Annotated in this window: 20 protein-coding genes; 10 read left to right on the forward strand and 10 right to left on the reverse strand. The window is 63.4% G+C overall.

The features are described 5' to 3' along the window. Positions 1-66: 66 nt before the first annotated feature. From VUG52_RS05080 to VUG52_RS05125, 10 genes are all read right to left on the reverse strand, one after another. Entirely contained in the window at positions 67-339 is a 273-nt protein-coding gene (locus tag VUG52_RS05080) for an HPr family phosphocarrier protein (RefSeq protein ID WP_050704095.1), read from the reverse strand. Between the two features lie 20 nt (positions 340-359). Then, the gene (gene rapZ, locus VUG52_RS05085) at positions 360-1,214 is read right to left on the reverse strand and encodes an RNase adapter RapZ (RefSeq protein ID WP_050704096.1); all 855 of its coding nucleotides are present in this window, start codon (positions 1,212-1,214) and stop codon (positions 360-362) included. A 2-nt stretch (positions 1,215-1,216) separates the two neighbouring features. Next, on the reverse strand, positions 1,217-1,681 hold the full coding sequence (gene ptsN / locus VUG52_RS05090) for a PTS IIA-like nitrogen regulatory protein PtsN (RefSeq protein ID WP_050704097.1): 465 nt from the start codon (positions 1,679-1,681) through the stop codon (positions 1,217-1,219). Between the two features lie 12 nt (positions 1,682-1,693). Then, complete coding sequence (gene hpf / locus VUG52_RS05095) at positions 1,694-2,002, reverse strand: ribosome hibernation-promoting factor, HPF/YfiA family (protein ID WP_011532415.1); 309 nt, start codon at positions 2,000-2,002, stop codon at positions 1,694-1,696. A gap of 78 nt (positions 2,003-2,080) precedes the next feature. Beyond that, positions 2,081-3,580, reverse strand: coding sequence for an RNA polymerase factor sigma-54 (locus tag VUG52_RS05100; RefSeq protein WP_050704098.1), 1,500 nt, complete (start codon positions 3,578-3,580; stop codon positions 2,081-2,083). A 172-nt stretch (positions 3,581-3,752) separates the two neighbouring features. After that, a complete protein-coding gene (gene lptB, locus VUG52_RS05105) occupies positions 3,753-4,478 on the reverse strand; it encodes an LPS export ABC transporter ATP-binding protein (protein WP_011532417.1) in 726 nt (241 codons plus the stop codon). Next, positions 4,479-5,003: a lipopolysaccharide transport periplasmic protein LptA gene (gene lptA / locus VUG52_RS05110; protein ID WP_011532418.1), complete on the reverse strand. Its 525-nt coding sequence runs from the start codon at positions 5,001-5,003 to the stop codon at positions 4,479-4,481. Further along, complete coding sequence (gene lptC, locus VUG52_RS05115) at positions 4,990-5,562, reverse strand: LPS export ABC transporter periplasmic protein LptC (protein ID WP_028689658.1); 573 nt, start codon at positions 5,560-5,562, stop codon at positions 4,990-4,992. The genes lptA and lptC overlap by 14 nt, the downstream gene beginning before the upstream one ends. 8 nt (positions 5,563-5,570) lie before the next feature. After that, positions 5,571-6,095: a KdsC family phosphatase gene (locus VUG52_RS05120; RefSeq protein WP_028689659.1), complete on the reverse strand. Its 525-nt coding sequence runs from the start codon at positions 6,093-6,095 to the stop codon at positions 5,571-5,573. Then, positions 6,096-7,070, reverse strand: coding sequence for a KpsF/GutQ family sugar-phosphate isomerase (locus tag VUG52_RS05125; protein WP_050704099.1), 975 nt, complete (start codon positions 7,068-7,070; stop codon positions 6,096-6,098). 244 nt (positions 7,071-7,314) lie between these two features. Here VUG52_RS05125 and VUG52_RS05130 point away from each other — a divergent pair, with 244 nt between their 5' ends. The 10 genes from VUG52_RS05130 (at position 7,315) to hisC (ending at position 15,239) form a co-directional block, all read left to right on the forward strand. Continuing rightward, positions 7,315-8,124 (forward strand): ATP-binding cassette domain-containing protein, encoded by an 810-nt coding sequence (locus VUG52_RS05130; protein ID WP_028689661.1) that lies wholly within the window; start codon positions 7,315-7,317, stop codon positions 8,122-8,124. After that, positions 8,124-8,918, forward strand: a complete 795-nt coding sequence (gene mlaE, locus VUG52_RS05135; RefSeq protein ID WP_050704100.1) for a lipid asymmetry maintenance ABC transporter permease subunit MlaE — start codon at positions 8,124-8,126, stop codon at positions 8,916-8,918. The genes VUG52_RS05130 and mlaE overlap by 1 nt, the downstream gene beginning before the upstream one ends. Next, on the forward strand, positions 8,918-9,403 hold the full coding sequence (mlaD, locus tag VUG52_RS05140) for an outer membrane lipid asymmetry maintenance protein MlaD (RefSeq protein ID WP_028689663.1): 486 nt from the start codon (positions 8,918-8,920) through the stop codon (positions 9,401-9,403). Before mlaE ends, mlaD begins: the two co-directional genes overlap by 1 nt. 9 nt (positions 9,404-9,412) lie before the next feature. Beyond that, entirely contained in the window at positions 9,413-10,066 is a 654-nt protein-coding gene (locus VUG52_RS05145; RefSeq protein ID WP_050704101.1) for an MlaC/ttg2D family ABC transporter substrate-binding protein, read from the forward strand. Beyond that, a complete protein-coding gene (locus tag VUG52_RS05150) occupies positions 10,063-10,365 on the forward strand; it encodes an STAS domain-containing protein (RefSeq protein ID WP_050704102.1) in 303 nt (100 codons plus the stop codon). Before VUG52_RS05145 ends, VUG52_RS05150 begins: the two co-directional genes overlap by 4 nt. A 118-nt stretch (positions 10,366-10,483) precedes the next feature. Further along, positions 10,484-10,723, forward strand: coding sequence for a BolA family protein (locus VUG52_RS05155; RefSeq protein ID WP_028689666.1), 240 nt, complete (start codon positions 10,484-10,486; stop codon positions 10,721-10,723). 23 nt (positions 10,724-10,746) lie between these two features. After that, on the forward strand, positions 10,747-12,012 hold the full coding sequence (gene murA / locus VUG52_RS05160; RefSeq protein ID WP_050704103.1) for a UDP-N-acetylglucosamine 1-carboxyvinyltransferase: 1,266 nt from the start codon (positions 10,747-10,749) through the stop codon (positions 12,010-12,012). A 90-nt stretch (positions 12,013-12,102) separates the two neighbouring features. After that, the gene (gene hisG, locus VUG52_RS05165; protein ID WP_011532429.1) at positions 12,103-12,738 is read left to right on the forward strand and encodes an ATP phosphoribosyltransferase; all 636 of its coding nucleotides are present in this window, start codon (positions 12,103-12,105) and stop codon (positions 12,736-12,738) included. A 126-nt stretch (positions 12,739-12,864) separates the two neighbouring features. Beyond that, positions 12,865-14,187 (forward strand): histidinol dehydrogenase, encoded by a 1,323-nt coding sequence (hisD, locus tag VUG52_RS05170; RefSeq protein ID WP_050704104.1) that lies wholly within the window; start codon positions 12,865-12,867, stop codon positions 14,185-14,187. Between the two features lie 2 nt (positions 14,188-14,189). Beyond that, complete coding sequence (gene hisC / locus VUG52_RS05175) at positions 14,190-15,239, forward strand: histidinol-phosphate transaminase (protein WP_050704105.1); 1,050 nt, start codon at positions 14,190-14,192, stop codon at positions 15,237-15,239. Positions 15,240-15,937: the final 698 nt, after the last annotated feature.

The following is a 15,937-nucleotide window of genomic DNA, read 5'->3' on the forward strand; positions in this document are numbered from 1 at the left end:
TATAAATTCAATCTGGCAAAGCTGCATCCGGACAATTGGAAGAGGATGTTGCGGGAGGAGAAAGCGTTACTCGCCTTCGTCGAAGAAGTTGTTGATCAGCTCGACCAGCGCATCCATGGCTTCAGCGTCCTGCTCGCCTTCGGTGTGCAGGTGCACCGGCGTGCCCTTGCCGGCGGCGAGCATCATCACCGCCATGATGCTCTTGCCGTCCACCAGCTTGTCCGGCGCGCGGCCGACCCGCACCTGGCAGGGGAAGCGACCGGCCACGCCGACGAACTTGGCGGCCGCCCGCGCATGCAGGCCCAGCTTGTTGATGATGGTGATTTCGCGGGCGGGCATCGTGGGGCGGATCCTGTGGGCTAGAGGTCGCGGTGGCGGACCTGGACGTTTTTCAGGGATTGCTGGAGCAGTTGGCCAAGCCGTTCGGTGATGTACACCGAGCGGTGGTGGCCGCCGGTACAGCCGATGGCGATGGTGACATAGGCGCGGTTGCTGGCGGCGAAGCGCGGCAGCCATTTGAGCAGGTAACCGGAGATGTCCTGGAACATTTCCTCGACGTCCGGCTGGGCGGCCAGGTAGTCGATTACCGGCTGTTCGAGGCCGGAATGCTCGCGAAGTTCCGGCTTCCAGTACGGATTGGGCAGGCAGCGCACGTCGAACACCACATCGGCGTCCACCGGCATGCCGCGCTTGAAGCCGAATGACTCGACCAGGAACGCGGTGCCTGGCTCGGGTTGGTTGAGCAGGCGCAGCTTGATCGAATCGCGCAGCTGGTAGAGGTTCAGGCTGGTGGTGTCGATCTTCAGGTCGGCGAGGTCGGCGATCGGCCCGAGCAGCTCGCTTTCCACGCGGATCGCCTCGGCCAGCGAGCGACTGTCATTGGTCAGTGGGTGGCGCCGGCGGGTTTCCGAGAAGCGCTTGAGCAGGGTGTCTTCGTCGGCGTCCAGGTACAGCACGTCGCACTGGATATGCCGTGAGCGTGCCTCTTCGAGCAGTTCGGGGAAGCGCGACAGGTGGCTGGGCAGGTTGCGCGCGTCGATGGACACCGCCACCTTCGGTTGCAGCAGCTCGGTGTTGATCAGCGCGTTTTCCGCCAACTGCGGCAACAACCCGGCGGGCAGGTTGTCGATGCAGTAGTAGCCGTTGTCTTCCAGCACGTCGAGGGCGGTACTCTTACCGGAGCCGGAGCGGCCGCTGACGATGATCAGGCGCATGTTCAGTGCTCGTTCTGTACGTCCAGGACGACCTGGTAAAGGGTCTCGCTGCTGTCGGCGGCACGCAGGCGATCGCGGACCTCCTTGCGATCGAGCATGCTGGCGATCTGGCGCAGCAGTTCAAGGTGGGCATCGGTGGCGGCTTCCGGGACCAGCAGGACGAACAGCAGGTCGACCGGGGCGCCATCGATGGCATCGTAATCGATGGGGGCATCCAGGTGCAGCAGGGCGCTCACTGGCGCGGTGCAGCCCACAAGCCGGCAGTGGGGAATGGCGATGCCATTGCCAAAACCGGTGGAGCCCAGTTTTTCCCGAGCGATGAGCTTGTCGAAGACGTCTTGCATCTCCAGCTCGGGTACTTGCTCGGCGATCAGGGTGGCGACCTTTTCCAGGGCGCGCTTCTTGCTGCCGCCCGGCACGTTCACGAGGGAACGGCCGGGGGTCAGGATGGTTTCAAGTCGGATCATGGATGAGGGGGATCAGCGGGCGGCTGCGCCTTGCAGCAGGCTTTGCTGTTTTTCCTTGTGTTTTTTCAGTTGGCGATCGAGTTTGTCGGCCAGGGCGTCAATCGCCGCGTACATGTCTTGATGTTCGGCGTTGGCGACGACTTCGCCACCGGGAATCTGGAGTGTGGCTTCCACCTTCTGCTGCAGCTTCTCGACCTTCATGATCACCGTCGCATTGGTGATCTTGTCGAAATGACCCTCGACGCGGGCGAGCTTCTCGAGCACGTAATCGCGCAGTGGTTGGGTGACTTCTACATGCTGTCCACTGATGTTGACTTGCATACAGCTTCTCCTTTGTTGCCCGTGCATAAAGAGGCAGGTATTGCACCTGCCACTGAAACGCTGTGGCACATCCCGGGGCTACATCAGTCGCTTGCGCTCGCTCGATGGGGCGATGCCCAACGATTCGCGGTACTTGGCGACGGTGCGACGGGCTACCTGGATGCCTTGTGCCTCCAGTAAACCAGCGATCTTGCTGTCACTCAATGGCTTTTTCTGATTTTCCGCCGCCACCAGTTTCTTGATGATCGCGCGGATCGCCGTGGACGAGCATTCGCCGCCTTCGGCGGTGCTTACGTGGCTTGAGAAAAAGTATTTCAGTTCGTAGATGCCGCGTGGGGTGTGCATGTATTTCTGCGTGGTCACCCGCGAGATGGTCGACTCGTGCATGCCCACCGCCTCGGCGATATCGTGCAGCACCAGCGGCTTCATGGCCTCGTCGCCATGGTCGAGGAAGCCGCGCTGGTGCTCGACGATCTGCGTCGCCACCTTCATCAGCGTTTCGTTGCGGCTCTGCAGGCTCTTGATGAACCAGCGCGCTTCCTGCAGCTGGTTGCGCATGAAGGTGTTGTCGGCGCTGGTGTCGGCGCGGCGGACGAAGCCGGCGTACTGCGGGTTGACCCGCAGGCGCGGTACCGCTTCCTGGTTGAGCTCGACCAGCCAGCGCTCGCTGTCCTTGCGCACGATGACGTCGGGCACGACGTACTCGGGCTCGCTGGACTCGATCTGCGAGCCGGGGCGCGGGTTGAGGGTCTGTACCAGTTCGATGACCTGGCGCAGCTCGTCTTCCTTGAGCTTCATGCGGCGCATCAGCTGGCTGTAGTCGCGGCTGCCGAGCAGGTCGATGAAATCGGTGACCAGGCGCTGGGCCTCGCTCATCCACGGTGTCGAGGCAGGCAGCTGGCGCAGTTGCAACAGCAGGCATTCGCCCAGGGAGCGGGCGCCGATACCGGCGGGCTCGAATTGTTGGATGCGATGCAGCACCGCCTCGACCTCGTCCAGCTCGATGTCGAGCTCCGGGTCGAAGCCTGCGCAGATCTCCTCGAGGGTGTCTTCCAGGTAGCCCTGGCCGTTAATGCTGTCGATCAGGGTGACGGCGATCAGGCGGTCGGTGTCGGACATCGGCGCCAGGTTGAGCTGCCACAGCAGGTGGCTCTGCAGGCTCTCGCCGACCGAGGTGCGGGTGGTGAAGTCCCACTCGTCGTCATCGTTGCTCGGCAGGCTGCTGGCGCTGGTCTGGTAGATGTCTTCCCAGGCGGTGTCGACCGGCAGTTCGTTGGGGATGCGCTCGGCCCATTCGCCGTCTTCGAGGTTTTCCGCGGTGCTGCTGGTACTGGTTTCCTGGAAACTGTTGTCCTGGACTTCGGCGGCCGGCTTGTTCTCGGCGTTGTCCGCCATCGGGTCGCTGTTGTCGAAGTCCTCGCCGTCTTCCTGACGTTCGAGCATCGGATTGGACTCCAGCGCTTCCTGGATTTCCTGCTGGAGGTCCAGGGTGGAGAGCTGAAGCAGACGGATGGCCTGTTGCAACTGCGGGGTCATCGTCAGTTGCTGGCCCATTTTTAGGACGAGCGATGGTTTCATGGCTGGGGCTTGATACCTTGTTGCCGGCGCGCATGCGCCATCCACTACACGGAGGGCGCCTGGGCGCCGATTTTAAGCAAGTTGTATGCCTGAAATTGCAGCGTTTGCCTAGAGCACTGTAACAACTTAAGCCTCGAACAGGCGCTTGCGCCAGTGCTCCGGGCAGGCCGGGTCAGAGTCGGAACTCGTGCCCCAGGTACACTTCCTTGACCAGCTGGTTGGCCAGGATGGTCTCGGCGTCGCCTTCGGCGATCAGCTGGCCATCGTTGACGATGTAGGCAGTCTCGCAGATGTCCAGGGTCTCGCGAACGTTGTGGTCGGTGATCAGTACGCCGATGCCCTTGTTCTTGAGGTGGTGGATGATCTGCTTGATGTCGCCGACGGAGATCGGGTCGACGCCGGCAAAGGGTTCGTCCAGCAGGATGAACTTGGGCGCGGTGGCCAGGGCGCGGGCGATCTCGACGCGGCGGCGTTCGCCGCCGGAGAGGCTCATGCCGAGGTTGTCGCGGATGTGGCTGATGTGGAATTCCTGCAGCAGGCTTTCCAGCTCCTTGCGCCGGCCGTCGCGGTCGAGGTCCTTGCGGGTCTCGAGGATGGCCATGATGTTGTCGGCCACCGACAGCTTGCGGAAGATCGAGGCTTCCTGCGGCAGGTAGCCGATGCCGGCCTGGGCGCGCCCGTGCATGGGCTGGTGGCTGACGTCGAGGCTGTCGATCAGCACCCGACCCTGGTCGGCCTGGACCAGGCCGACGATCATGTAGAAGCAGGTGGTCTTGCCGGCGCCGTTGGGGCCGAGCAGGCCGACGATCTGGCCGCTGTCGATGGACAGGCTGACGTCGCGAACGACCTGCCTGCCCTTGTAGCTCTTGGCCAGGTGCTGGGCTTTGAGGGTTGCCATTTACTCGGCCTTTTTCTTCGGTTGAATGACCATGTCGATGCGCTGACGTGGTGCAGTCACGTTGCCACCGCGACCGGCGGTAGCCACCTGGGTCTTGGTGTTGTAGACGATCTTCTCGCCTTCGGTGGTGTTGCCTTCGTTCTCGACCTTGGCGCGATCGGTGAGGATCACCATGTCTTTCTGCGCCTGGTACTGGATGGTCACGGCCCAGCCTTTCATCTTGTCGGGCTTGGCGGCGCTCTGCTGCTGCTCGAAGTAGGCCAGGTTGCCCACCGAGGTGACCACGTCGATGTCGCCGGAGGCGGCGCGGGTCATGGTCACGGTGTTGCCTTTGATCATCATCGAACCTTGGGTGATGATCACGTCGCCGGTATAGGTGGCAACGCCCTGCTTGTCGTCCAGGTGGGCGTTGTCCGCCTGGATGCGGATCGGCTGGTCACGGTCGTTCGGCAGGGCGAAGGCGCTCGCGCTTCCCAGTGCTACGCCCAGGCTGAGCAGAAGGGGGATGGTTTTAACGAGCCTCATACTGTCCTCTTACGTTAGAGAGCAGGTCCATCCTGCCTTCTTTCAAATACGCTTTCATTCCTTTGCCCGTAGTCGTGCCACCGGCGCCGTCGATTCTAACGGCTTGCTCGGTCTGCGCATATTGCTTCTGCGGGAACACGGTCATGCGTGTGCTGGTGATGATGGTTTCACGTTGCTTCTCGTCGGTGCGCGCCACGCGCACATCGTCGATCAGTTCGACCTCGGTGCCGTCCGGGTTGACCTCGGCGCGCTTGCTCTGCACGTGCCAGGGGTACTCGGTGCCGCGGTACATGTGCAGGTCGGGCGTGGTCACCAGGGTAACCTCGCTGGCCTTGAGGTGCTCGACCTTGGCGGCGGTCATCTCGTACTGCAGCTTGCCGTCGGGCAGGAACTGCAGGCTGTGGGCGTTGATCGCGTAGTAGTCGATGGCGCTCTGGTCGACCTGGGCCTGCGGCTGGTCGAGGAAGCTCTCCGGGCTGATGTTCCAATAGCCTACCGCAACCAGCACGGCGGCGATCCCGCCTAGCAGCGCGACATTTCTGATCTTCTTGCTGAGCATGGGCAGCCTTACAGGTAATGGGCGTTGGCAGCGTCCAGGGTGCCCTGGGCCTGCATGATCAGTTCGCAGAACTCGCGGGCGGCGCCTTCGCCGCCGCGGGCCTGGGTGACGCCGTGGGCGTGCTGGCGAACGAATGCCGCGGCGTTGTGCACCGCCATGCCCAGGCCGACGCGGCGGATTACCGGCAGGTCGGGCAGGTCGTCGCCGAGGTAGGCGACCTGTTCATAGCTTAGATTGAGTTCGGCGAGCAGGCCGTCCAGCACCACCAGTTTGTCCTCGCGGCCCTGGAACAGGTGCGGGATGCCGAGGTTCTTCGCCCGGCGCTCGACCACCGGGGTCTTGCGCCCGCTGATGATCGCGGTGGTCACGCCCGCGGCCATGAGCATCTTGATGCCGTGGCCATCGAGGGTGTTGAAGGTCTTGAACTCGCTGCCGTCCTCGAGGAAGTACAGGCGGCCGTCGGTGAGCACGCCATCGACGTCGAACACCGCCAGCTTGATGGCCTTGGCGCGTTGCATCAGGTCCTGGTTCATTTACATCACTCCGGCGCGCAGCAGGTCGTGCATGTTCAGGGCGCCGGTCGGGCGGTCGTCCTGATCGACGACCACCAGCGCGCTGATCTTGTGGTCTTCCATGATCTTCAGTGCCTCGGCGGCGAGCATCTCGGCGCGGGCGGTCTTGCCGTGGACGGTCATGACCTCGTCGATGAGGGTCTTGTGCACGTCGATGTTGCGGTCCAGGCTGCGGCGCAGGTCACCGTCGGTGAACACGCCGGCGAGCTTGCCGTCGTCACCCAGGACCACGGTCATGCCCAGGCCTTTGCGGGACATTTCAAGCAGCGCGTCCTTGAGCAGGGTGCCGCGTTTGACCTGGGGCAGCTCCTCGCCGGCGTGCATGACGTTCTCGACCTTCAGCAGCAGGCGACGACCCAGCGCGCCACCGGGGTGGGAGAAGGCGAAATCCTCGGCGGTGAAGCCGCGGGCTTCGAGCAGGGCGATAGCCAGGGCATCGCCCAGCGCCAGCGCGGCAGTGGTGGAGGAGGTCGGCGCCAGGTTGAGCGGGCAGGCTTCCTGGGCGACGCTGGCGTCGAGGTTGACCTCGGCGGCCTGGGCCAGGGGCGAGCCCGGATTGCCGGTCAGGCTGATCATCTGGATGCCCAGGCGCTTGATCAGCGGCAGCAGGGTGACGATCTCGGCGGTGCTGCCGGAGTTGGACAGGGCAAGAATGACATCGTCCCGGGTGATCATGCCCATGTCGCCGTGGCTGGCCTCTGCCGGGTGCACGAAGAACGCCGGGGTGCCGGTGCTGGCCAGGGTGGCGGCGATCTTGTTGCCGATATGCCCCGACTTGCCCATGCCCACCACCACGACCCGTCCCTTGCTGGCCAGGATCAGTTCGCAGGCCTTGACGAAATCACCGTCGATGCGGGCCAGCAGGGCCTCCACGGCCTCGAGTTCGAGGCGCAGGGTGCGCTGGGCGGATTGGATCAGCTCGCTGGATTGGGTCATGTCGAAACGCAATGCCTGATGAAAAGGCGGCGATTATAGCCGCAATGTGTGAAAGGCTCATCCTTCGAATGTCATATGGATGCCGCGCCAGCCTGTCTGTGCCCTGAACGAGTGGGGGGACGCCCTTGGGGCGGGCCTATCAGCGGTGCTATAGTTCGCCGCTATTCAGCCCGCAGGGGACCTGTGTGCCTTCAAGATGAAGGCAGGCGTCCACATGACGAGGCTGCACTAGCAAGGAGTCTAGATGAGTGTGGATAGCGCCTACGCGGTCGAGTTGAAGGGCGTCACCTTCAAGCGCGGTTCGCGCAGCATTTTCAGCAATGTGGACATACGCATTCCCCGCGGCAAGGTCACCGGCATCATGGGGCCTTCGGGGTGCGGCAAGACCACCTTGCTGCGCCTGATGGGCGCGCAGTTGCGCCCGTCCGGTGGCGAGGTCTGGGTCAACGGGCAGAACCTGCCCGCGCTGTCGCGCAGCGACCTGTTTGATGCGCGCAAGCAGATGGGCGTGCTGTTCCAGAGCGGCGCGCTGTTCACCGACCTGGATGTGTTCGAGAACGTGGCCTTCCCGCTGCGGGTGCATACGCAGCTGTCGGACGAGATGATCCGTGACATCGTGCTGATGAAGCTGCAGGCCGTGGGCCTGCGCGGCGCCATCGACCTGATGCCCGACGAGCTGTCCGGCGGCATGAAGCGCCGCGTGGCACTGGCCCGGGCGATCGCCCTCGATCCGCAGATCCTCATGTACGACGAACCGTTCGTCGGTCAGGACCCGATCGCCATGGGCGTGCTGGTGCGCCTGATCCGCCTGCTCAACGATGCCCTGGGCATCACCAGCATCGTGGTTTCCCACGATCTCGCGGAAACCGCGAGCATCGCCGACTACATCTATGTGGTCGGCGACGGCCAGGTGCTGGGGCAGGGCACGCCGGACGAACTGATGGGCTCGGACAATCCGCGCATCCGCCAGTTCATGAAAGGCGACCCGGACGGCCCGGTACCCTTCCACTTCCCTGCGCCTGACTACCGCGCCGATCTGCTGGGGACGCGTTGATGCGCAGAAAATCCTTACTCGAACGTATCCGTCTGTTCGGCCGTTCGGCCATCGATGTGCTGGCCGTGCTGGGACGCTCGTGCCTGTTCCTCGGCCATTCGCTGGGCGGGCGCAGCGGCATCGGTGGCTTCCAGCTGCTGGTCAGGCAACTGTATTCGGTGGGCGTGCTGTCGCTGGCGATCATCGTCGTGTCCGGCGTGTTCATCGGCATGGTACTGGCCCTGCAGGGCTACAGCATCCTCGCCAGGTACGGCTCGGAGCAGGCCGTGGGGCAGATGGTTGCCCTGACCCTGCTGCGCGAGCTGGGGCCGGTGGTCACCGGCTTGCTGTTCGCCGGCCGCGCGGGCTCCGCGCTGACCGCCGAGATCGGCAACATGAAGTCCACCGAGCAGCTGTCGAGCCTGGAGATGATCGGCGTCGACCCGCTCAAGTACATCGTCGCCCCGCGCCTGTGGGCCGGCTTCATCTCGCTGCCGCTGCTGGCGCTGATCTTCAGCGTGGTCGGCATCTGGGGCGGCTCATGGGTCGCCGTGGACTGGCTGGGCGTCTATGAGGGTTCGTTCTGGGCCAACATGCAGAACAGCGTTTCGTTCAGCGACGACGTGATCAACGGGCTGATCAAGAGCCTGGTGTTCGCCTTCGTCGTCACCTGGATCGCCGTATTCCAGGGGTACGACTGTGAGCCCACTTCAGAAGGGATCAGCCGTGCCACCACCAAGACCGTGGTCTATGCCTCGTTGGCAGTCCTGGGTCTGGACTTTATTCTGACCGCCTTGATGTTTGGAGATTTCTGATGCAAAACCGCACCCTGGAAATCGGTGTCGGCCTGTTCCTCCTGGCCGGGATCCTGGCGCTGCTGCTGCTGGCCCTGCGTGTCAGCGGGCTGTCGGCCAGCCCGAGCAGCGACACGTACAAAGTTTATGCGTACTTCGACAATATCGCCGGTTTGACGGTCAGAGCTAAAGTGACCATGGCCGGTGTGACCATCGGCAAGGTCACGGCCATCGATCTGGACCGCGATTCCTACACCGGTCGGGTCACGCTGCAGCTGGACAAGCATGTCGACAACCTGCCGACCGACTCCACTGCCTCGATCCTGACCGCAGGCCTGCTGGGCGAGAAGTACATCGGCATCAGCGTGGGTGGCGAGGACGCGGTACTCAAGGACGGCAGCACCATCCACGACACCCAGTCGGCGCTGGTGCTGGAAGACCTGATCGGCAAGTTCCTGCTCAACTCGGTGGGCAAGGAACCGAAAGAAGCACAACCGGCTAATTAAGGAGTTTCCATGATTTCGATCCTGCGACGTGGCCTGCTGGTTCTGCTGGCGGCCTTCCCCTTGCTGGCCCTGGCGGCGCCGGGGCAATCCGCCCGTGATGTGATCCAGGGCACCACCACGCAGCTGCTCAGCGACCTGAAGGCCAACAAGGAGCAGTACAAGGCCAACCCCGAGGCGTTCTACAACGCGCTCAACAGCAACCTCGGCCCGGTGGTCGATGCCGACGGCATTTCCAAGAGCATCATGACCGTCAAGTATTCGCGCAAGGCGACGCCCGAGCAGATGCAGCGCTTCCAGGAGAACTTCAAGCGCAGCCTGATGCAGTTCTACGGCAACGCCCTGCTGGAGTACAACAACCAAGGGATCACCGTCGACCCGGCCAAGGCCGAGGACGGCGACCGCACCAGCGTCGGCATGAAGATCACCGGCACCAACGGCGCGGTCTATCCGGTGCAGTACACCATGCAGAAGCTCGATGGCGAGTGGAAGGTGCGCAACGTCATCGTCAACGGCATCAACATCGGCAAGCTGTTCCGCGACCAGTTCCAGGACGCCATGCAGCGCAACGGCAACAACCTGGACAAGACCATCGACGGCTGGGCCGGCGAAGTGGCCAAGGCCAAGGAAGCGGCGGACAGCTCGCCGGATAAGGAAGTCAAATGAGCGATGCCGCCGTGAGCATGGCCGAGCCGGGCGTCCTCGCCCTGGCCGGCGTGCTGGACTACCGCAGCGGCCCGGCCCTGCGCAAGCAGGGCAAGACGCTGGTCGAGGCGTGCCGCGAACCGCGCCTGGTGCTCGATTGCTCCGCGGTGGTGAAGTCGAGCAGTGTCGGCCTGTCTTTGTTGCTGGGCTTCATGCGCGATGCCCAGGCGGCCGGCAAGACCTGGGAACTGCGCGGTATTCCCGAGGATATGCGGGAAATCGCCGGGGTCTATGACCTCGATGAAGTCCTGGCAGGCTGATGCCCTGCCGTTCGGGAAAGGCCCCTCGGTCAGCGCGCCCTCTCATGGGCTTCGCAGGCGAGGGGCTTTTTTGTATGATGGCCGACCCGCGCGCGTTGGGCGCCGATCGAGGTTGAGCATGCAGGCCGTAGAAGTCAAAAGCTTTCTGGAAGAGAAATTGCCGGGAACCCGGGTCGAAGTTGAAGGCGAAGGCTGCAACTTCCAGTTGAACGTGATCAGCGACGAGCTGGCCGGCCAGAGCCCGGTCAAGCGTCAGCAGGCGATCTATGCTCACCTCAATCCGTGGATCGCCAACGGCAGCATTCACGCGGTAACCATGAAATTCTTCAGCAGCGCAGCCTGGGCTGAGCGCACCTGAGCCAACTTGGCGGCGAGATACGTATGGACAAACTGATTATTACTGGCGGCGCGCGCCTTGACGGCGAGATCCGCATTTCCGGCGCGAAGAACTCGGCGCTGCCGATCCTCTCGGCCACCCTGCTGTGCGATGGTCCGGTCACGGTCGGCAACCTGCCGCACCTGCACGACATCACCACTATGATCGAGCTGTTCGGCCGCATGGGCATCGAGCCTGTGATCGACGAGAAGCTCTCGGTGGAAATCGATCCGCGCACCATCAAGACCCTGGTCGCTCCCTACGAGCTGGTCAAGACCATGCGCGCCTCGATCCTGGTGCTCGGCCCGATGGTCGCCCGCTTCGGTGAAGCCGAAGTCGCCCTGCCGGGCGGTTGCGCCATCGGTTCGCGTCCGGTCGACCTGCACATCCGCGGCCTGGAGGCCATGGGTGCGAAAATCGACGTCGAAGGCGGCTACATCAAGGCCAAGGCGCCCGAGGGCGGCCTGCGCGGCGCGCACTTCTTCTTCGACACCGTGAGCGTCACCGGCACCGAGAACATCATGATGGCCGCCGCCCTGGCCAAGGGCCGCAGCGTGCTGCAGAACGCCGCCCGCGAGCCGGAGGTGGTCGACCTGGCCAACTTCCTGATTGCCATGGGTGCGAAGATCCAGGGCGCCGGCACCGACACCATCACCATCGATGGCGTCGAGCGTCTGCAGCCGACCACCTACCGCGTCATGCCCGACCGTATCGAGACTGGCACCTACCTGGTCGCCGCTGCCGTGACCGGTGGCCGCGTCAAGGTCAAGGACACCGATCCGACCATCCTCGAAGCCGTCCTGGAGAAGCTCAAGGAAGCCGGCGCCGACATCACCACCGGTGAAGACTGGATCGAGCTGGACATGCACGGCAAGCGTCCGAAGGCCGTGAACCTGCGTACCGCCCCGTACCCGGCGTTTCCGACCGACATGCAGGCGCAGTTCATCTCGCTCAACGCCATCGCCGAAGGCACTGGCGCGGTGATCGAGACCATCTTCGAAAACCGCTTCATGCACGTCTACGAGATGCACCGCATGGGCGCGCAGATCCAGGTCGAGGGCAACACCGCCATCGTCACTGGCGTCAAGGCGCTCAAAGGTGCTCCGGTGATGGCCACCGACCTGCGCGCTTCCGCCAGCCTGGTGCTGTCGGCGCTGGTCGCCGAAGGTGACACCCTGATCGATCGCATCTACCACATCGACCGTGGCTACGAGTGCATCGAGGAAAAACTGCAGATGCTGGGCGCGAAGATCCGTCGCGTACCGGGCTAGTCGTCTGTACGGCGCAGGGACGCGCCCTGAATCTTTTGCGGTCGGGCCCTGTGCCCGGCCGGCTATAGCTGCTTAAGGACCGACGTTCCAATGTTGACCATCGCGCTATCCAAAGGCCGTATTCTCGACGATACCCTGCCACTGCTGGCCGAAGCCGGTATCGTGCCGACCGAGAATCCGGACAAGAGCCGCAAGCTGATCATCCCGACCACCCAGGATGATGTCCGCCTGCTCATCGTGCGTGCCACCGACGTGCCGACCTATGTCGAGCATGGCGCCGCCGACCTCGGTGTGGCCGGCAAGGACGTGCTGATGGAATACGGCGGCCAGGGCCTGTACGAGCCCCTGGACCTGCAGATCGCCCAGTGCAAGCTGATGACCGCCGGCGTGACCGGTGCGCCCGAGCCCAAGGGCCGCCTGCGCGTGGCCACCAAGTTCGTCAACGTAGCCAAGCGCTACTACGCCGAGCAGGGCCGCCAGGTCGACATCATCAAGCTGTACGGCTCCATGGAGCTGGCGCCGTTGATCAACCTCGCCGACAAGATCATCGACGTGGTCGACACCGGCAACACCCTGCGCGCCAACGGCCTCGAGCCCCAGGAACTGATCGCCACGATCAGCTCGCGCCTGGTGGTCAACAAGGCCTCCATGAAAATGCAGCACGCCCGTATCCAGAGCCTGATCGACACCCTGCGCAACGCTGTCGAATCGCGACACCGCGGCTGACCTCTGCGCGCGACCTCCGCTGTCGCGCCCGTCTATCCGCGTCATAGCCAATTTTCTCAGGTGCCCGCGCGGATGGAGTGGTAGCTTTAGGGCGCCTGAACATCCGCTAATAACGAGGCCCTCGCCATGACCGTGTCCACTGCAATTGCCCGTCTCAACGCCGCTGACCAGGATTTCGCCCGACATCTGGATCATCTGCTGAGCTGGGAAAGCGTGTCTGATGACGCGGTCAACCAGCGCGTGCTCGACATCATCAAGGCCGTGCGCGAGCGTGGCGATGCGGCGCTGGTGGAATTCACCCAACGCTTCGACGGTGTCGAAGCCAAGGGTATCAATGACCTGATCCTCGACCGCGCGCGCCTGGAACTGGCCCTGACCCGCATCACCCCGGTGCAGCGCGAAGCCCTGGAAAAAGCCGCCAACCGTGTGCGTATCTACCACGAGCGGCAGAAGCAGGACTCCTGGCAGTACACCGAGGCCGACGGCACCGTGCTCGGCCAGAAGGTCACCCCGCTTGACCGCGCCGGCCTGTACGTGCCGGGCGGCAAGGCGTCGTACCCGTCGTCGGTGTTGATGAACGCGATTCCGGCCAAGGTGGCCGGTGTGGCCGAGGTGGTGATGGTGGTGCCGACCCCGCGTGGCGAGGTCAACGAGCTGGTGCTGGCCGCCGCCTGCATCGCCGGTGTCGACCGGGTGTTCACCATCGGTGGCGCCCAGGCAGTCGCGGCCCTGGCCTACGGCACCGAAAGCGTGCCGCAGGTGGACAAGATCGTCGGCCCGGGCAACATCTACGTGGCCACTGCCAAGCGCCATGTGTTCGGCCAGGTCGGCATCGACATGATTGCCGGCCCTTCGGAGATCCTGGTGGTGTGCGACGGCCAGACCGATCCGGACTGGATCGCCATGGACCTGTTCTCCCAGGCCGAGCACGACGAAGACGCCCAGGCCATCCTGGTCAGCCCGGACGCCGAGTTCCTCGATCGCGTGGCCGCGAGCATCGACAAGCTGCTGCCGACCATGGAGCGTGCCGAGATCATCGAGAAGTCGATCAACGGACGTGGCGCGCTGATCCAGGTGCGTGACATGCAGCAGGCCATCGAGGTGGCCAACCGCATCGCTCCCGAGCACCTGGAACTGTCGGTGGCCGACCCGCAGGCCTGGTTGCCGCAGATTCGCCACGCCGGCGCGATCTTCATGGGTCGCCACACCAGCGAGGCGCTGGGCGACTACTGCGCCGGCCCTAACCACGTGCTGCCGACTTCCGGCACCGCGCGCTTCTCTTCGCCCTTGGGCGTGTATGACTTCCAGAAGCGTTCGTCGATCATCTTCTGCTCCGAGCAGGGCGCGTCCGAGCTGGGTCACACCGCTTCCGTGCTGGCCCGGGGCGAATCGCTGACCGCCCACGCGCGCAGCGCCGAATACCGCATCCTCAACGAGAAGGGGAACTGAGCATGAGTCGATTCTGGAGTCCCTTCGTCAAGGACCTGGTGCCTTACGTGCCGGGCGAGCAGCCGAAGCTGGCGCGGCTGGTCAAGCTGAACACCAACGAGAACCCCTATGGCCCGTCGCCCAAGGCGCTGGAGGCCATGCGTGGCGAGCTCAACGACAACCTGCGCCTGTATCCGGACCCGAACGGTGACCGGCTCAAGCAGGCGGTGGCCGAGTATTACGGCGTGACGCCGGCGCAGGTGTTCGTCGGCAACGGCTCGGACGAGGTGCTGGCGCACATCTTCCACGGCCTGTTCCAGCATGACCGTGGGCCGCTGCTGTTCCCGGACGTGAGCTACAGCTTCTACCCGGTGTATTGCGGCCTGTACGGTATCGCGTTCGAGCAGGTGGCGCTGGATGAGCAGTTCCAGATCCGGGTTTCGGATTACAGCAAGCCTAATGCCGGGGTCATCTTCCCCAACCCCAATGCGCCGACCGGTTGCCTGTTGCCGCTTGAGGCGGTCGAGCAACTGCTGCAGGCCAACCGGGATTCGGTGGTGGTGGTCGATGAGGCCTACATCGATTTCGGTGGCGAGACGGCCATCAGCCTGGTCGATCGCTATGACAACCTGCTGGTGACCCAGACCTTGTCCAAGTCGCGTTCGCTGGCGGGGCTTCGGGTTGGGTTGGCGGTTGGTCATCCGGACCTGATCGAGGCGTTGGAGCGGATCAAGAACAGCTTCAACTCGTATCCGTTGGATCGCATGGCGATTGTCGGGGCGGCGGCGGCGTTTGACGACCGTGAGTATTTCGATGAGACCTGTCGCAAGGTTATCGATAGCCGAGAGGTGTTGGTTGCCGAGTTGGTAGCGCGGGGGTTTGAGGTGCTGCCTTCGGCGGCGAACTTCATCTTTGCCCGGCATCCCGGGGAGGATGCGGCGGGGATCGCGGCTCGGCTTCGGGAGCAGGGGGTGATTGTTCGGCACTTCAAGCAGGAGCGGATTGCGCAGTTCCTGCGGATTACCGTTGGGACGCCGGAGATGAATCAGGCTTTGCTTGATGCTTTGAATTGATTTCAGGGGGTTGACTGGGGGCGGGTTCGAAGTTTTTATTATGACTTCTGACTCGCGCCTTGTTGTTTTAATATTTCTGTTTTGGCTTTTTCAAGCGGCGACGCTTATATCGCTGTTTCGCCTTGCGGCGACTTACTTTTGTCTTGACTCGCCGTCCGCGTCAAAAGTAAGCAAAACCGCGCGCTCATTCATCCGGCCCCTGCGCTTCGCTCCGGGGTTCCCTCACTCCGGCCTTGCTCCCGGGAGGACCGCGCTGCAGGGCCCATCCTGGGCCCCAGCGCTTGACGGGCATCCATGCCCGTCACCTCCCTCCGCAAGACCTACGCTCGGCCTCCTGAAGTCGCGCAAGTTACGGGCGGCGCCTGGGCTGGCGCAGCTGTCGCTAGTTAGAAATTCAATAATCTCTCGATCGTATCGCGGGACAAGCCCGCTCCCACGCAATAGTCGTCGTTATATAGATCTCTGTAGGAGCGGGCTTGCCCCGCGAAAGGGTCGGAACAGCCAATATATAACTAACTATCAATCAAATAGCTTCGCATCTCTTGCTCTTGCTCTTGCTCTTGCTCTTGCTCTTGCTCTTGCTTCTAAGCGCGCGATAGTTCAGGCAACACCAATTGCGACTTCAGGAGGCCGAGCGGAGTTCTTGCGGAGGGAGGTGACGGCCATGGATGGCCGTCAAGCGCTGCGCCCCAGGATGG

The sequence above is a fragment of the Pseudomonas sp. LH21 genome (assembly GCF_036549575.1).
In the GTDB taxonomy this organism is placed as follows: Bacteria; Pseudomonadota; Gammaproteobacteria; order Pseudomonadales; family Pseudomonadaceae; genus Aquipseudomonas; species Aquipseudomonas peradeniyensis.

Excerpts from the sequence above, each read along its gene's own strand:
- lptA (WP_011532418.1), bottom strand. The coding sequence starts at position 5,003 with ATGAGGCTCGTTAAAACCATCCCCCTTCTGCTCAGCCTGGGCGTAGCA.
- lptC (WP_028689658.1), bottom strand. The coding sequence starts at position 5,562 with ATGCTCAGCAAGAAGATCAGAAATGTCGCGCTGCTAGGCGGGATCGCC.
- VUG52_RS05120 (WP_028689659.1), bottom strand. The coding sequence starts at position 6,095 with ATGAACCAGGACCTGATGCAACGCGCCAAGGCCATCAAGCTGGCGGTG.
- VUG52_RS05125 (WP_050704099.1), bottom strand. The coding sequence starts at position 7,070 with ATGACCCAATCCAGCGAGCTGATCCAATCCGCCCAGCGCACCCTGCGC.
- VUG52_RS05080 (WP_050704095.1), bottom strand. The coding sequence starts at position 339 with ATGCCCGCCCGCGAAATCACCATCATCAACAAGCTGGGCCTGCATGCG.
- hpf (WP_011532415.1), bottom strand. The coding sequence starts at position 2,002 with ATGCAAGTCAACATCAGTGGACAGCATGTAGAAGTCACCCAACCACTG.
- VUG52_RS05100 (WP_050704098.1), bottom strand. The coding sequence starts at position 3,580 with ATGAAACCATCGCTCGTCCTAAAAATGGGCCAGCAACTGACGATGACC.
- mlaE (WP_050704100.1), top strand. The coding sequence starts at position 8,124 with ATGCGCAGAAAATCCTTACTCGAACGTATCCGTCTGTTCGGCCGTTCG.
- VUG52_RS05150 (WP_050704102.1), top strand. The coding sequence starts at position 10,063 with ATGAGCGATGCCGCCGTGAGCATGGCCGAGCCGGGCGTCCTCGCCCTG.
- VUG52_RS05145 (WP_050704101.1), top strand. The coding sequence starts at position 9,413 with ATGATTTCGATCCTGCGACGTGGCCTGCTGGTTCTGCTGGCGGCCTTC.
- hisD (WP_050704104.1), top strand. The coding sequence starts at position 12,865 with ATGACCGTGTCCACTGCAATTGCCCGTCTCAACGCCGCTGACCAGGAT.
- hisG (WP_011532429.1), top strand. The coding sequence starts at position 12,103 with ATGTTGACCATCGCGCTATCCAAAGGCCGTATTCTCGACGATACCCTG.
- murA (WP_050704103.1), top strand. The coding sequence starts at position 10,747 with ATGGACAAACTGATTATTACTGGCGGCGCGCGCCTTGACGGCGAGATC.
- mlaD (WP_028689663.1), top strand. The coding sequence starts at position 8,918 with ATGCAAAACCGCACCCTGGAAATCGGTGTCGGCCTGTTCCTCCTGGCC.
- VUG52_RS05130 (WP_028689661.1), top strand. The coding sequence starts at position 7,315 with ATGAGTGTGGATAGCGCCTACGCGGTCGAGTTGAAGGGCGTCACCTTC.
- rapZ (WP_050704096.1), bottom strand. The coding sequence starts at position 1,214 with ATGCGCCTGATCATCGTCAGCGGCCGCTCCGGCTCCGGTAAGAGTACC.
- VUG52_RS05155 (WP_028689666.1), top strand. The coding sequence starts at position 10,484 with ATGCAGGCCGTAGAAGTCAAAAGCTTTCTGGAAGAGAAATTGCCGGGA.
- ptsN (WP_050704097.1), bottom strand. The coding sequence starts at position 1,681 with ATGATCCGACTTGAAACCATCCTGACCCCCGGCCGTTCCCTCGTGAAC.
- hisC (WP_050704105.1), top strand. The coding sequence starts at position 14,190 with ATGAGTCGATTCTGGAGTCCCTTCGTCAAGGACCTGGTGCCTTACGTG.
- lptB (WP_011532417.1), bottom strand. The coding sequence starts at position 4,478 with ATGGCAACCCTCAAAGCCCAGCACCTGGCCAAGAGCTACAAGGGCAGG.